The sequence below is a fragment of the Psychromonas arctica DSM 14288 genome (genome assembly GCF_000482725.1).
Taxonomy (GTDB): domain Bacteria; phylum Pseudomonadota; class Gammaproteobacteria; order Enterobacterales; family Psychromonadaceae; genus Psychromonas; species Psychromonas arctica.
In genome coordinates this window covers 17,598-32,533 of sequence record NZ_AXWP01000001.1, presented here as the reverse complement: position 1 = coordinate 32,533, position 14,936 = coordinate 17,598, and the positions used below count along the sequence as shown (strand labels likewise).

General features: G+C 39.2%; 12 protein-coding genes and 1 tRNA gene. 10 read left to right on the top strand and 3 right to left on the bottom strand.

Going from position 1 to position 14,936, the window contains the following annotated elements:
- The first annotated feature begins 31 nt into the window (after nucleotides 1-31).
- From H592_RS21135 to H592_RS24850, 9 genes are all read left to right on the top strand, one after another.
- On the top strand, nucleotides 32-4,345 hold the full coding sequence (locus tag H592_RS21135; protein WP_051368816.1) for a hypothetical protein: 4,314 nt from the start codon (nucleotides 32-34) through the stop codon (nucleotides 4,343-4,345).
- A gap of 2 nt (nucleotides 4,346-4,347) precedes the next feature.
- On the top strand, nucleotides 4,348-5,184 hold the full coding sequence (locus H592_RS0100125) for a hypothetical protein (protein ID WP_028866952.1): 837 nt from the start codon (nucleotides 4,348-4,350) through the stop codon (nucleotides 5,182-5,184).
- Nucleotides 5,181-6,326, top strand: a complete 1,146-nt coding sequence (locus tag H592_RS0100120) for a hypothetical protein (protein WP_028866951.1) — start codon at nucleotides 5,181-5,183, stop codon at nucleotides 6,324-6,326. Before H592_RS0100125 ends, H592_RS0100120 begins: the two co-directional genes overlap by 4 nt.
- Nucleotides 6,326-8,008: an ATP-binding protein gene (locus H592_RS0100115; RefSeq protein ID WP_028866950.1), complete on the top strand. Its 1,683-nt coding sequence runs from the start codon at nucleotides 6,326-6,328 to the stop codon at nucleotides 8,006-8,008. The genes H592_RS0100120 and H592_RS0100115 overlap by 1 nt, the downstream gene beginning before the upstream one ends.
- Nucleotides 7,983-8,588, top strand: a complete 606-nt coding sequence (locus tag H592_RS21130) for a hypothetical protein (RefSeq protein WP_037070646.1) — start codon at nucleotides 7,983-7,985, stop codon at nucleotides 8,586-8,588. The genes H592_RS0100115 and H592_RS21130 overlap by 26 nt, the downstream gene beginning before the upstream one ends.
- A 2-nt stretch (nucleotides 8,589-8,590) precedes the next feature.
- Nucleotides 8,591-10,063, top strand: coding sequence for a protein kinase domain-containing protein (locus H592_RS0100105; protein ID WP_028866949.1), 1,473 nt, complete (start codon nucleotides 8,591-8,593; stop codon nucleotides 10,061-10,063).
- Nucleotides 10,064-10,111: 48 nt separating this feature from the next.
- A complete protein-coding gene (locus tag H592_RS0100100; RefSeq protein ID WP_028866948.1) occupies nucleotides 10,112-10,924 on the top strand; it encodes a hypothetical protein in 813 nt (270 codons plus the stop codon).
- A gap of 181 nt (nucleotides 10,925-11,105) precedes the next feature.
- Entirely contained in the window at nucleotides 11,106-11,246 is a 141-nt protein-coding gene (locus tag H592_RS24855) for a GmrSD restriction endonuclease domain-containing protein (RefSeq protein ID WP_211235596.1), read from the top strand.
- Nucleotides 11,243-11,485 (top strand): hypothetical protein, encoded by a 243-nt coding sequence (locus H592_RS24850; RefSeq protein WP_028866947.1) that lies wholly within the window; start codon nucleotides 11,243-11,245, stop codon nucleotides 11,483-11,485. The genes H592_RS24855 and H592_RS24850 overlap by 4 nt, the downstream gene beginning before the upstream one ends.
- Here the strand turns inward: H592_RS24850 and H592_RS0100090 are convergent.
- The 3 genes from H592_RS0100090 to H592_RS0100080 form a co-directional block, all read right to left on the bottom strand.
- Entirely contained in the window at nucleotides 11,468-12,709 is a 1,242-nt protein-coding gene (locus H592_RS0100090) for an integrase domain-containing protein (protein WP_028866946.1), read from the bottom strand. The two genes, H592_RS24850 and H592_RS0100090, sit on opposite strands and share 18 nt — an antisense overlap.
- A 172-nt stretch (nucleotides 12,710-12,881) precedes the next feature.
- Nucleotides 12,882-12,957, bottom strand: a tRNA-Val gene (locus tag H592_RS0100085).
- Between the two features lie 138 nt (nucleotides 12,958-13,095).
- Complete coding sequence (locus H592_RS0100080) at nucleotides 13,096-13,725, bottom strand: AhpA/YtjB family protein (RefSeq protein WP_028866945.1); 630 nt, start codon at nucleotides 13,723-13,725, stop codon at nucleotides 13,096-13,098.
- Between the two features lie 103 nt (nucleotides 13,726-13,828).
- Here H592_RS0100080 and serB point away from each other — a divergent pair, with 103 nt between their 5' ends.
- Nucleotides 13,829-14,860: a phosphoserine phosphatase SerB gene (gene serB / locus H592_RS0100075; RefSeq protein ID WP_028866944.1), complete on the top strand. Its 1,032-nt coding sequence runs from the start codon at nucleotides 13,829-13,831 to the stop codon at nucleotides 14,858-14,860.
- The last annotated feature ends 76 nt before the right edge of the window (nucleotides 14,861-14,936 follow it).

The following is a 14,936-nucleotide window of genomic DNA, read 5'->3' as shown; positions in this document are numbered from 1 at the left end:
CAAATTTCAAATAATTAGAGGCTAACAGATCGTGACTACTACAAACGAATTACATGAAACGGCTTGCGTTGCCGAAAGCCCTGTGAATTATGCATTTCAATCATCAGCTAAGCATCATTGGCAGTCCGATGGTTTGTCATCTTATCCGCCTAAAGACCCTTTGGTTGGTCAAAGCCAGTTTTTTAATGATTTCGAAAGCTTCATTCATCTAGTGGATAAAGAAGACAATAATTTTGCCCAGGTATTTTCGATGGTGGCGGAATGGGGCCGTGGTAAATCTCGTTTAGGCTATGAACTAATTGCACAAATTAATGATGCAAGCCCTGGATGGTATTGCCGTGACCAAGCTGGTGATTTAAAGCAATCAACATTATTTAGAAGTGATGCTGATCGTGAGCAGTATTTAGGTTTGTATATTCGTTATAGCCAAATCGCAACAGAGTTTCAAAATTCTGATAATTGGTTTGCTTATGGTTTATATACAGCATTGCAGCCATTAGCAAAAAACACCTTTGACGGCTCTATTCAATCTCAGGTAGCGAAACAGTGTTTTGACCGATTAGAGGTAGAAGGGTTTGATCACCAAGAGCTTGCTAACCGTTTAGAAATTAATAAAAAATATAGTGATAAAGAACTTTACGATGATGAGTTTCTCGCCACTAGACTTGTTAATGCTGCCTATGAATACTTACAGCAGTTTGGTATTAAGTATCTATTAGTTGTATTGGATGAGCTAGAAACTGCTGCAGAAGCCGCGACTTACGGATTAGAAGGGGATGATTTAAAACGCCTTGATGGCCGTGCTATTAAGCTGATGGGACAGGCGATTAAAGAGGAAGATCCGCGCCGAAAACTACCTTGGTTGCGTTATGTGGCGTTATGTTCGCCTGCCATTGGTGAAGAGCTGAGAGAAGTCTCGTCGTTAGCACGTCGTTTTTCGATGCTGGATTTAGAGCACAATGCGTTTTCTGATGTAAGTGATTATGTTGCAACATTAACAAAAAGTGGTCGGCTTGCTCAGAATTATTTACCAGGCTTAGTTGAATCAGCTTATGCCATGAGTGGCGGAAACTTCGGTTGGTTCAATGTGATTATGGCCGCGGTAGATGAGAAGCTTACTAGCTTAAAAATGAATGGAGAAACTGTAAAAAGTATTGGGCAACTTTTCAATGCGGTGGTGAATAGTTCACCAAGAATAAGGGACCATGTTTTAGATGCGGGGGCTATCGGGGCGATAAAAACAACTAATTTAAAAATAACTGATGCAGCAACAGAACTACTTTATGGTCAATTGCCAATCGCGTTAGATACAGCAAGTGATGAAACCAAGGCGTTAGTTTCAACTTTAAATGAATATGAAGAGCCCGTTGCAACTTATTATAACGCGGATAAATGGACTGTTGATAGTTGTAGGCCAGCGTTACAAAATGCAAAGTTTAAGCGTGATAAAGGTGATTTATGGCTATTTGATGGTATTGAGCAACAAATCAACCTAAAGCAATTACTCGCAAACTTATCAACCTTTGCCATTCATGAACAAGCAGGCCAGTTGTTGATCCCGACTAGCAAGGTCGAGTTTATAGAGTTATTACAGCTACTTTACCCGCATGGTGCAACTGACGATATCGCACGTGCTTTATGGTTACACTTTTATAGTGATGTGCAAGCGCTTAGTGCAACACCTACTCATATTGGTCCGAGTGTTGCGATGCTTAATCGTTTAAATCTTCGCTATCGAAAGCAGAGCCAGCATTCATTGATCTTTAGAGATCAAGATTATTCGAATGCACATGAAAAAATTATGGCTAATAGAAGTGAGAAAATAAGTGATAAGCAACGAACACGCTTAACGGGCTTGATGCGTTTAATTGATAGCCATTGGCAATATGATGCGGTGGATAGTGAGTTAGTAAGCGACTTGAACACTATTGCAACCAATGCATCAAGAGCAAAGCAAGATGTAAATGGCCTCGCTTCATGCCGTGCCTTGCAGTTACATCCTAAGGGACGAGTTGTTTTTGCTTACGTTAGTAATGAAGTTGAATTAAAAAAACTGTGTTCACAAGCGACTGCACAGTTTGGTAATGAGGGTAGATATCCTGTTATTGCTGTTACATCATCGATTGATTTAAGTAATAAGTTTCAAAATGCATCAGATCCCGTTTTACAAAAAGCGAAAGACTATTTATGTTTGTATCGTTTGAGTCATAACGAGGAGCATATACTTGAGCAAATAGGGATTGCAACGAAAGATTGCCATGGTTTTGTTCTAGAAATGAAGGGGTTTACCACCAAGTTTATGCAACGATTGAATGCATTAAACCGTGGTGTGATGGAGTGTATTAACATTTGGCGTCAAGGCCTCCATGAGCGTGGTTTGATTGCTATGCCACTTCGTGTAGGGCAAAAGCTTAATGACAAAGATCGTGAAACATTAGTACAGGGATGGGCTGATCTTATTGTTCGCTCAAATGTAAAATCTTTAAGTCGATATGATAAGACACCTAAAAGTGTTGCTGATGATGCATTATATGATTTGGTTCATCAACTTCGCGTCCCTACTAAAGAGCAAAACGATGGTTTCAGTGAATTAGAATGGAGCCAATTATTTACGTCAACTAATGAACTTTCTGCAGATGCACAATTTCCTGTCTTTGTTTGCCGTTTAATGAAGGAGCGCTTATTCAAAAGTATGGCGCTAACTTTTGAGCAAGCTAAGCAAGATTGGTTTTTTGGTTACAGTTGGATAGTTACGCCTAAAGAGGTGTTTACTGACTGGATGCTTATTTTGCGCACTGCACTGTTAATCACAGAAAGTGCAGACCCTAGTAAACCAAAAGTATCTATTTACCGATTGTTCAAACGGAGTGCCTTTGAAGGTAATTTGACTGAAGCGGACAATTGGCTAAAGAATGATTACCCTCAGCAAGTTGATACTATTGCAACCCTATTTGGTGAGGGGCGAATTAACGAGCTTTTTGCTCCACTCGGGCGCACTAAAGTGGGTACTAAAACTAACAAAGCTAAAGCTAAATTAGTGAGTGCTAAAAAATATCAAGATACTTTTAAACGTATAGAAGAAACTGATTTAATAAAACTTTCAAGCGATGAAAACAGTTACCAGTTAGCGTTAAGTGAAACGTCTCAAGCTAGGTTTAACCACCAGCAAGCTGTAGATTGGGTATATGACGCTGATAAGTACAAAGTAACACTAAAACAAGATCAGTTTTTTAATTTAGACTTTGAGCTAGATAAAACGCCATTATGGCAACGTATTGCCAGAGCTAAGGCCTTTTCAGATCAGGTATATAAAACCGAGTCTGCTATATCTAAGCGAACGACTGAATTGATTGCGTTAATTAAAAAAGACAATAGCACGCTAATACAATTCCCAATTAATATATTCACGTTATCGCTTGAGAAAATCTCTCATATTCTGGCAGGTGCAGTAAAGCCCGGTACTATGTTAGGAGAAACTGCAGATAAGCAACAATCTGAAGCTGGAACACTTGGGTATTATTTGCGGAATTTAGAAGTAGATCGTGCACTGTCTAGACTGGAACAACTAGCGAAAGAGGTTGGTTACTCACCTGACACTGAATTGTTTTCTGATATAGAACAGATTGATGGGGCGATCATTAGCGCTTATCGCATGCTTAAGCAAGAGTTTGAAAAGCAGTTACTAAGAGCAACAACAGCTAAGGAAGGGATCGCAATTGTTGAGCGTGACTTAGTCAATGCACCTTCAGATTATGCGAAGCTTTACCCTGATGGATCAATTAAACTGGCAAATTTACAAAAGAAAGTTAAACATGTCGATAGCCTGTTTGATGATGTTCAAGATGATGCTAATGACCTGAAAGATAAGATAAATAGTGAGATGCAACTTGGCCAATTTAGACTACTTAATGATCAAGTTCCACCGCTACTAGATGGTGTGAAGAAGCAACTAACTCAATGGCAAGGTGATATCGATTCACTTAAAAACTTTAGTAAAGGTTATAGAGAGTCTTTGCTGAATTCTCAAAATACAGGGGTCGATAGTGCATTAAATGTATTAAAAAAGGTGAATCATCAGAGCCCATTGACACCGCTTATGCTTAAGAATGTTGAGGCTTTTGGTACCTTAGCTGACGCAAAAGAGAAGCTTTCTCAGCGAGAGGTAAGCCATATGACAGAGATAACTAGTTTGCTCAATTCTACTTTAATAAGTGCAGAGCGTTGGGTGCAAATAGTGCAAGATATGGCAGATGATAACGATCCTGCTTTACAGACTGATGAAGCTGAGGAATTAGTTGCTAAGCAAGTGATCGTAAGAACTTACCGTTTAGGCGGGGTATCGTAACTTTGGAAACCACATTCTACCTATTCGGAGGTCTTGCAAGCCATCGACGAGGCGCTGTTATCTCTGACTATTTACCAGTTAAGCTGTTAGATAGTGATGGTGCGCTGCCAGCTTACGGTGCCTTGATGATGTTTGGCCTAGAGTGGCAAACTTATAGTACAGAACAGCAAGCTAATTTAATGGTTTGGCTTAAGTCTTCTGGTCGATCACTTTTGTTAATTCCTCCTTTTAACACGGGGGAGCTTAGCGATGTATTAGATTGGCAAGTTGAAAACATAAATGATGATAAGACTACCTCTGTTAATGGTTTAGCACAAAATTTAGCGGATGAAGTTCGATTTCAGTTTGAAGCTGTGTCTCACCAGTTTTCTTCTGAATATGCGCATAATTGGAACGATGATAGTTTAAATACTCTTTACTATAAACCTCACTCTTCAGGTGGTGTGTTTGTCGCCACCTCGCTTCCACTATGGTCCCTCACATGCCTTGATATTCCAGAAATAGTGAAATCATGGTTAGCTGGTTTATCAGTTATTGCAGGACAAGTTAAAGAGCCAACTTTAGACATTGATAAAGCAATGTTAGTGCTTAATGAGAACCATCTCGTTTTACTCTGCTGTGCTTATGGGCATAGTTTTAAAGATGCTAATAGTTTAGTGCAACGAGTAGGGCGCTTAGGTGTATTTCGATTATTATCAGAAGAGTTAGATTTAGCGTTGGTTGAGTTGATCGACGATAGTTTATTTTTAAACGGTGAATTGACCGAAAAGGGCTTAGCTGCATTGGTGGCAAGCCCTTATAAGCTCTATGCCGATGAATTAAAAAGGATGCCAGGATGAGTAACCGTAGTTTAGCGCAAACCTTAGCGGTGCAAACACAATTGCATATGCCTGGGACGGTGGGGCGATTATTACAACAAATAAGAGATATAGAACAGCTTGCCCCTTTGTTTGTTGAAGCGGGCCTGGTTAAGCCTGTTGAGCGACCTAATCCATTGAACATTAAAGTCGCAGGTATCGCGACCCGTTCAGCAGTTCAAAAAACATTAGGTGGTTTTTTATATGCGAGTGCTGCTGTCAGTTTAGACCTCACTATTCAAGATAATGCGGTGTCAACTACAGGGCAAGATAGTTTATGTGAGCTTGATGATATCGATTTTGTTAATCAATCCAAACGCTTGGCGTTAATTCAAATTCGCCAAGCTTACCAAATGGCTGAGCAACGTTTGTTAAGTGACCAGCCAGCTGATTTGATTTTAATGGACTGTCCATTATTTCTTGGTCGAGACATGGCGCCTCTTAAAGATGCTCCTGAGCATGCTGAATATCGAAAAACGTATGAGCAGACTTTATCTGTAATCGATCAATTTTGGCAAGAACATAAAGAAAAGCTTTATCCTTGGAATGCTTCTGGTCCTATTTTGGCTGGCATCGCATCAGAGAAATTTGGTGCGATCTTGTATGTTGCTAAGCAAGACCTTAGAACCCCTAAAGGCATGGAACAGTTATTATCCAGTGAAGGCATCGATCAGCAAGCTGCTGGCGATATTCTTAGTCACCTTAAAGGTCTGAGTAGCATTGGTGAACAACGTTTCATTAATGGCATTTTAAGTAGCTTTACACGGACCGCTGCTTTTCGTATGTCACAAAATCAAACCCGATTAGAGCCTAAATCAGCCGCTGAAAATGGTTTGGTTGGGTTCCATTTTAAAGGTGGTAATAACACCGGTATTCGCCTTGTACAGCTGGCGGGGGATGAGCCTGAGTGGCACGCTGAAGCGTTAGATAAATTGTGTGGGCAGTTAATGTGTTTGATGGCGGTTGGCGGGAAAAAAGCTTATCCATTACCGATACAGCTAGCAGAACAAGAGTTACGACAGTTAGACCAGTTTGTGAAATTTTATAAATCCAATATTCAATCTGCACTCAAATCACGAGAAGTAGAAGATATTTGGTTATCTGATTTAGACGGAGAGTTTTAATGAAACATCAAGTTTTAGGTACCTTAGTTGGTAACACGGGTGAACCACATAATTTACAAATGGTGCTAAACAGTTCATTTTCAGGACGCCGTGGTGAGTTTGTACGTATTCGACATCAAGAACGAAAAGATGAGCCTGTTACTTATGTACTAGGCCGTATCGTCTCTATTAAACGTACAAATATGTTGTTTAATTCGGGCTTTGGAAACTCTGTTTCAGAGCTTGAATTATTACCGGGTGCTGAGGTTACTGGTGAGCATGTTTATGCCACTGTTGATTTAGTAGGTTATAAAGATTCAGAAACTAATCAGATTAAGATCCCGCGTAGACCATTAGATCCAGGCTCTAAAGTTGAGACCGTTGATTACCAGTTTTTAAGTGATTTTTACGAATTTAATGAACAAAACAGTCTGCATATCGGTAACTTAGTTGGTTATGAACACGGTGAAAACACTGTACCTGTTTATTTAGATGTCAATAAGCTTGTTACTGAACATATGGCTATTTTGGCTATGACGGGCTCTGGTAAGTCTTATACTGTTGGGCGTGTAATCGAGCGTTTGGTTGCACTTAACAACGGTACAGTTGTTGTATTTGACCCTCATGGTGAATATGGTCGTGCATTGCAAGGTGGTAATTTACAGTTTGGCGATCATTTTGACACTGAAGATGAGCGTGATGCTAAATCACTACCTGAAATCAAAAAAATGTTTGAGAAGCTTCAAAAAGCGGATGCGGGTATTAAAATATATACGCCTCAAATTGACACGTTCAGACAAAAATACGCCAATAAAAATAATGTGCTGGCATTACAGTTTGATAAGTTTGAGATGGATGATATTTCTGAAATTCTCCCTGGATTAACTGAACCACAACAACGTGTGTTAGATGTAGCAATTCGATATTGGCGCACCGTTGAAACGGTAGAGCCAAGAGATATTAACAAACTACGCTACTTCCTTGGTGATGGTATTGATGAAGTAAAAAATTGGGATGATTTAAGCAGTGCAGAAGCGCAAGCATTAAATGGTCGCTCTGCCGCTGTTGCATCGATGAAACTATCTCGAGTATTGAATGAAGCACAAAGCTTCTACTCATCAGATCTTTCTGGGCCAACAGATATCTATGAAATGATAGGTCGTCCTTCAGATAAGAAAGGCCGTTTAGTTGTAGTCGACTTACAAGGGTTAAGTGATACAGCAAAACAAGTTATTTGTGGTTTGTTATCTAGCGAGATTCTCCGTGCGGCCTCAAGTAAAACAGACAAAACTCGTCCGGCATTTTTAGTTTATGAAGAAGGGCATAACTTTGCTCCTGCGGGTGGTAAAGCGGTAAGTCACCGAATTATTAAAAAAATAGCGGGTGAAGGTCGTAAATTTGGTGTGGGGTTCTGCATCGTAAGTCAGAGACCATCGAAACTAGATGCTGATGTAACTTCACAATGTAATACTTTGATCACTATGCGACTTAAAAACCCTGATGATCAGCGTTTTATCACTAAAGCTTCTGATATGGTAAGCAAAGCTGACTTGGAAGAGTTACCAAGTTTATCAACGGGTGAAGCGTTGATTTGTGGGCGATCTATTCCTGCTCCATTGCTTGTAAAAGTGGGTCCTAAAGCGTTGGTGCATGGTGGTGAATCACCGGAAGTATTAAATGTTTGGGGTAGCTTTAGTGAGTAATAGCTTGTTATCACGTATTAGCGAAGCAACAGGCGATAAAGCTTTTGTAAGAGGTGCATTTCCTATGCTGAGTGATTGGGGTATCCAAGATGAGGACACTCTGATTCATAGCTTAGGATGTAGTTATTGGATGCAGCTAGGTCATCATCTTGGTTTCTCTGGAGCAGTAGAGATACCTGCTCCCCTTCAGTATGCAGTCAGGGCTAAGCACGATATTCGCTCAGATGCTGTTTGGTTCGATAAAGTAAGTAAACAACCGAAGCTTGTTGTTGAATATGAGCGCTATTCCGGCAGTAAGTCGGATCAGGAAAAGCTCGTTGGTAAAGTGAAAAACTTGTTATTAGCTCATAGACGTTGGTTACTACAACCTGAGTTGTTAGTTCTTGCTTATTGGACTTCAGGTTTAAAAACAATGCCTGATCATCAGGCACTAAAAGAATTATTTTCTCAAGGCTTTTTATTAGGTAATGGCGAGCGTGTTGAAGGATCAAATCCTAAACAGTTAGTCATGCTAAATTTTGTTTTTGAGTGTGATAAACAAGGTGTGCATAAACTTGTTGATGTGATTGAAAGAGGTTGAAGATGACGAAAAGAAAACACTATTTCATGCCAAGTAGTGATATGAAGTTAGGCGACCGCTATTTATTACTTGAGCAACTCGGCGATGGTACTCATGGCTGGGTCTGGCGCGCACAGCGTTTAGAAGATAACGAAATTGTAGCCGTTAAGATACCCAAGGATTGCTCTGCTTCAGATAGTAGCTTGCGAGAAGGGCATGATTTACTCGATGCTCCCTCACATAGCAATGTTATTCAGATTTACTGGATGGGACGCATTCCGCCTGAAAGAGAATGGTACGGTATTGAAATGGAATACTTTCCAAGTAGGAGTTTGGCGCAACTTCTTGAAGATAAGTACAGTGGATTTGCCAAAACCTACAAACAAATTTTCGAGATTTACGAACAAATTCTCCTGGGTGTTAAACATCTAGCCGATTTAGAAAAGCCAGTCTCTCATGGGGACCTTAAACCACACAACATTTTAATTAGTGGTGATCAGGTTAAGCTAACAGACTTTGGCAGCTCAGCGTTACCTGAAGAGATTTACGCTCGCAGTCGTCAAAATGGTGGTACGGTTTTGTATTCAGCTCCTGAGTTTGCAGATTGCTCTGAGCGTCGAGGTAGCTTTCTTGAGTTGATCAGAGGTGATATGTATAGCCTGGGCGTTCTCATGTATCAGCTTGTTACCGGTCGGCCTCCGCATGACACGCCTAGTGCTGTATATCGTAGTCTTCCATACGCAAATCCAAGTGAGCTTAACAAAACTGTTTCTCCAAAACTGGAACAATTTATAACTAAGGCATTGAGTATTGAACCTAATGATCGTTGGTTAAATATTGATGAGGTGCTATCTGATTTAAAAATTGTTCGTATAGCTCAGCTGAACTTTGAACCTTGCATAGCGACATCAGAGTCGGGTATTGAACTAGGTGATTGGTCTACACGTGCGATGTCTTTGATTGAAGATGAGAAATATGTTGAGGCTGCACAAGTCGCTAAAGCTGAGTTTGATTCAAGTAAAGATTACCATGCATTATTAGCTCAATTAAGAGCGTTATATCGTGGTGCTCGGTACTTTGAATGTGTTGCTGCTTTGAAGCAAAACAAAGATTGTTTATCGTTAGACAATGAGTTGGGTGTTGAGTTTAGAGAGCTTGCATTGAATACCTATTTAAAAACAAAAGATGTGTTGAATGCTAATAAAATAATTGAAGATATTGAAACTCGAGGTGATCTTGTTAAGCCTGAAATGTTGTTAAAGAAAGCTTCAGTATGCGGTTTGCAATCTCGCTATGATGAAGCGATAGAGCTGTTAGTCAGTCTTAATAAACAGTTTCCACGTAGAGCGCATATTTTAAAACGTTTAGCACTTGCTTATGAACAGGTGAGGCAACCAGAGAAAGCCCTGGCATATCTGAAGGTTTATTTAAAAGTAAATAGTGATGATTGGGGAACCGAGCAGGTTGAAAAGTATCGTCGGCTTGGGTTTGTTTGATAGTGATAATTATATTTTTAATTACTAATGATAAAGGGTAGATGACGTATGACTGCAACAATTCAGATGAACAAAAGTGCACTTTTTGAACTCGTCATGGCGGCTATGGAAGCATATGCGATAAAGCATGATGGAAAGAAGGAAGTTGCAGTAGAAACGATAGCTCACCTTTGGGGAACGGTAAATAAAAATGCACCGTTCAAATGTAAAATAGAGCATGTGTCTGTTGAGACTTCTGCGGAAAGGAAGCGAGGAAGCGTATGGGGAAACCCTGAATCTCTCAAAATAAAAAAAGATATTGCTTCTGCATTTGGTGATGGTTATGGATACATTGGTTCATTTCATACGCACCCCTGGCTTAAGAATGAAAGTTTAGGTGGAGCTCTTAAAGTTGAAGGTCCAGACTCCATCAGAAAATATAAATTATTTAGATTCTCTGATGGAGACCATCGATGTGAGGTTGCTAGACCAGAAATAACTGTTGGAAAGAAGCAATATAGTATTGCACTTGTTATGACAGTTTTTTCTATGGATAGAGTAAATGACCAGAAAGATGGGCGTTTGGAAAAAAAACTATTTGAATTTTCACTTGGTAATATTAAGTTTTGGCTAAAGGCTCAAGTGTTTGAACATAAATCATCAGAATTGTTATCTGAAAATGAAATCGCAGCGTTTGAATCTTACGGCTTAGATTATGAGGATTATGAATCTGAACAGGTTTTACCCGTTCCAATTGATACTGAGTTAGATTGCAAGGCCCTTTCATCTTTTGATCTCTTGCTGAAAGATTTTGGTCGTCTTAAAGCAGAAGGAAATTCTGCTGAATACCGCAATAAGGATGTAGCTGAAACTCGATGGTAATGGGCTCTAATGGTTATAGCTGAATTTAACTCATAGACATAAAGGAAAATAAAGAATGGAAGCCGCATCAACGATCAGAAAAATGCTCGCAGGTAATAAAATATTTGTACCGTCATACCAACGAGCCTATTCATGGTAAACTCCTCAATTAAAGCGTAAACAAAAAAGTACTCAAATTGATGTGTTTCTAAATGACCTTAATGAATATAGCAAAAGCAACGCTCAAAGCCCTTATTACTTTGGGCATTTTCTTTTTGAGGAAAAAATAGATTCTTTTACTGTGATTGATGGCCAGCAAAGACTATCTACAATAGTGATTTGAGTGAAGATGAAAAAGATAAATTTGAAGATATGATAATGCGTCGGAGCACTTATCGCTTCGCAACAGTAGATTATGACAATTCATTTTTTAAAGATTATGTTATTAATCAAGTCAAAGCAGATAGAAAATGTTTAGAAACCGAGTCTGCAAAGAGAATTGCTGATGCGCCGCTAGGCGTCATCACTAAGTGGAGTTGCGTATATCTTTTTAAGGTGATGACATTAGTTCGCAATTTTTAACGCTTTTAAACCAGTAATAGAATTTGAACCTTTAGACGCTTTTTCAATATGTTCACTCCACCAGCTCATTACAACCTTACGACGCTCAAGGTAATCAGTGCGGTTGTAAGCACTTCTTACTTTATCTTTGTCTACATGAGAAAGGGCAGCTTCTATTACGTCTACATCAAAGCTTTGCTCGTTTAAAGTGGTGCTCGCAAGAGCTCGAAGCCCATGGGAGGTTTGACGACCTTTAAAACCCATTCTCTCTAATGCTTTATTTGCCGTTTGTTTGTTTATATGTTTTTTATTTGTTTTGTCTGCTGGGAAAATGTATTCACATTCTCCTGTAATAGAGTCGATAGTTTCTAATAAAGCTAAGGTTTGACTAGTTAATGGAACGGTATGAGGCCTACCTTTTTTCATTCGCTCTGCTGGAATGTTCCAAAGTTGCTGCTGTCGGTCAATTTCATCCCAACGTGCGCCAGCCGTCTCAGAAGGGCGGGTCATTGTATGCAGTTGCCATTCAATTAAGCAACGAGTGATTAGCTTTATACTTGCGTAATTTAGTGCATTTAAAAGCTCTGGTAGTTCTTCTGGTTTTAATGAAGGTTGGTTAGTTACTTTTGCAGTTGCAAAAGCTTTGCCAATCCCAGCTAGTCTGTTGTGTTCAATAATTCCGGTATTAACAGCAAAGGTCATTATCTCATTGAGATTACGACAAACTCTACCAACAGTCTCAAGTTTTCCTAAGTTAGCAACGGGTTGTAATATTTTAATTGCTTGAGGCGCTGTGATTTCATTTATAGGGAATTTCCCTAAATGACTAAGAATATATTTATCTAGACGTTGTTTTAGTTTGGTAGCAGTAAGGTCTTTGATGCTCGATTTCTTAACAGTGAACCAATCGTCGAACACAGCTTGTAAAGTATTGGTTAACTCTACTTGTTGAACAGCTAACGTATTATCTCTATATTCTTTTGGATCAATTCCATCAGCAAGTAGTTCCCTCGCTTCGATTGCTTTTGCTCTTGCCTTTGCTAAGGTAAGTGCAGGATATTTCCCAAGGCTAAGATTAGCGCGTTTTCTGCTAATAGGACGATAGTAGTTAAATAGCCATAGCTTTGATCCAGTAGGCTTAATTCTGAGTGCAAGACCATTACCATCAAGTAAGTTGTATTCTTTCTCTTTTGGTTTAGCTTGCTGTATTTGTGTAGCTGTAAGAGGGGTAGTTTTTATAGCCATGGTAACATCGTCTCATATCATTTATCTCAGTGTTACCTCCATTGTTACCATAAACAATAGATTCTGCAAGACGTTAATGGACACTAAAAGAATGAGAAGTAGCCTAAGCACTGATAAATATGGGGTTTTTAAATGAAATATAGACGTTAATGGATGTTATGGAACAAGAGAATGGTGCTCGCTACTGGACTTGAACCAGTGACCTACGCCATGTCATGGCGGCACTCTACCAACTGAGTTAAGCGAGCTTATATAGAAGCTGTTGAAAGCGAAGTGATTTTGCGATATCTTGGCACTGCTGTCAATGAAACTTTAGCAACTTTAGTTTGTTTGATGTTTTTTTGTGCACTGCGCTTGTTGTTCGTCTGTTTTAACGGCAATTAAGGTTATTTAGTGGCCTCTTTTTTAGTGCGTTCAATAAGTTTTGGGATTTCTGCAATGAGCTGTCTGTAAATACTGGTGACTTTTTTATAGAAAATGGCGGTTAATAATGTCCCTGCTATGAAAGACAGTAAGATTAATAGTAACATTATCGATAACCCACGTTGCTGATAATGTTGAATTAAACTTAAAATACGTTCTTGTTCCAAAGCTATACGGATATAGCCTATCTTAGTGCCATCGGCATAAAGCTCTGCGATGTAGGGGATAACACCCTCTGCTTGATCACTTTGCTTACCACCAATTTTGAGTAATACAGGTAAAGGGATTGATGCTTTAGATTGGTAAAGTATTTGCCCCAGTTTATCGTAGATAATTGCATCTCTCACAATCGGATCTTCACTGAGATCATCAATCAATAGTTGTAAACTTTCTTGGTTTTTTTGTGATAAATAGCGGGATGCTTCAGCGGCGGCTAAATTGGTTAATGAATACGAGAACTTTTCTGTTTGTTGGAAGCGGACTTCATTCGATTCATTTTGTAGGGCAATAAATTGATAAGCAATCACTGCAAATAGTGCAAACATAGTTACGACCTGTAACGTACGTTTTATCCAGAAAAGCTTGTTTACCATACTTTTAAACCCTTTGTTATCGTATCTACGCTTGCATTATAAATTAGCAATCGCTATCTTGTGAGCAATATTTTTACGGCAATTAACCTATAGGCATATTACAGTGGAAACGATTAAAACACTTCAAGTACCTACTCACTCTATCTCATTTTTGCAATGGAAAGTAGATTTGCAATCTCCAGTTGAAGCGAGACAGCCATTATTTTTAATTAATGATACACCAGAAAATGAATTTTATGCTCGAGCGGAATTAGTGTTAATGGGAAAAAATCTCAACACTCGCGCTTTAACAGCCATAAAAACAATACTAATTAATGAAGCTGTTTCACAGGTTGTATTATCTAATTTAGGAGAGGTTGAAGGGGTTAATTTTATACGCCTAACTCTTAATACGCTACCAAGTGTTGTAAACGATGCTGTTAGCGCGTTTGCACTTGAACATGAGTGTGACGTTGCCTTAGTTGAACAGTTACCTAATTTTGCAGTACCTGGTCTAGTGTTGATGGATATGGATTCGACAACGATACAGATTGAATGTATTGATGAAATTGCACGTTTATATGGTGTTGGTGATCAAGTTTCAGCTGTTACTGCTGCGGCAATGCGAGGTGAGTTAGATTTTAATGAAAGTTTACGTACCCGTGTCGGCAAGTTAGCAGGAGCACCTGAGTCGGTGATTAAAGAAGTTGCCGATAATATGCCACTCATGCCAGGTTTAGTGGCATTAATTGCTGGCTTAAAAGCGGCGAATTGGAAAGTTGCGATTGCTTCTGGTGGGTTTACTTATTTCGCTAATCGATTAAAAGCGGATCATGGTTTTGATGCGGCTTATGCGAATACCTTAGAGATTGTTGATGAAACGCTAACAGGCCAAGTAACGGGTGAAATTGTAAATGCTGATGTTAAAGCGCGTACACTAAAAGAGTTAGCGGTAACGTTTGAAATTCCTATGAATCAGACGGTTGCTATTGGAGATGGTGCTAATGATTTAGTAATGATGGCGGCCTCTGCAATGGGAATTGCTATACATGCGAAGCCTATTGTGCAAGAGAAAGCTGCAGTTGCACTTAATCACTTAGATTTGGAAGGGGCGTTGTGTTTACTTATTGCTTCGTTGCCTTTACAAGCTAAGTAATAGCAATTAGGTTAAACAGCTGAGCATTCTTGTTGGTTAAAATATATTACTTATATGTTAGATATTTTGTAAAAAA

What these genes read in the sequence shown, in the direction of transcription:
- H592_RS0100105 (WP_028866949.1), top strand. Translation starts at nt 8,591, where the DNA reads ATGACGAAAAGAAAACACTATTTCATGCCAAGTAGTGATATGAAGTTA.
- H592_RS0100115 (WP_028866950.1), top strand. Translation starts at nt 6,326, where the DNA reads ATGAAACATCAAGTTTTAGGTACCTTAGTTGGTAACACGGGTGAACCA.
- H592_RS0100100 (WP_028866948.1), top strand. Translation starts at nt 10,112, where the DNA reads ATGACTGCAACAATTCAGATGAACAAAAGTGCACTTTTTGAACTCGTC.
- H592_RS0100080 (WP_028866945.1), bottom strand. Translation starts at nt 13,725, where the DNA reads ATGGTAAACAAGCTTTTCTGGATAAAACGTACGTTACAGGTCGTAACT.
- H592_RS21130 (WP_037070646.1), top strand. Translation starts at nt 7,983, where the DNA reads ATGTTTGGGGTAGCTTTAGTGAGTAATAGCTTGTTATCACGTATTAGC.
- H592_RS0100090 (WP_028866946.1), bottom strand. Translation starts at nt 12,709, where the DNA reads ATGGCTATAAAAACTACCCCTCTTACAGCTACACAAATACAGCAAGCT.
- H592_RS0100120 (WP_028866951.1), top strand. Translation starts at nt 5,181, where the DNA reads ATGAGTAACCGTAGTTTAGCGCAAACCTTAGCGGTGCAAACACAATTG.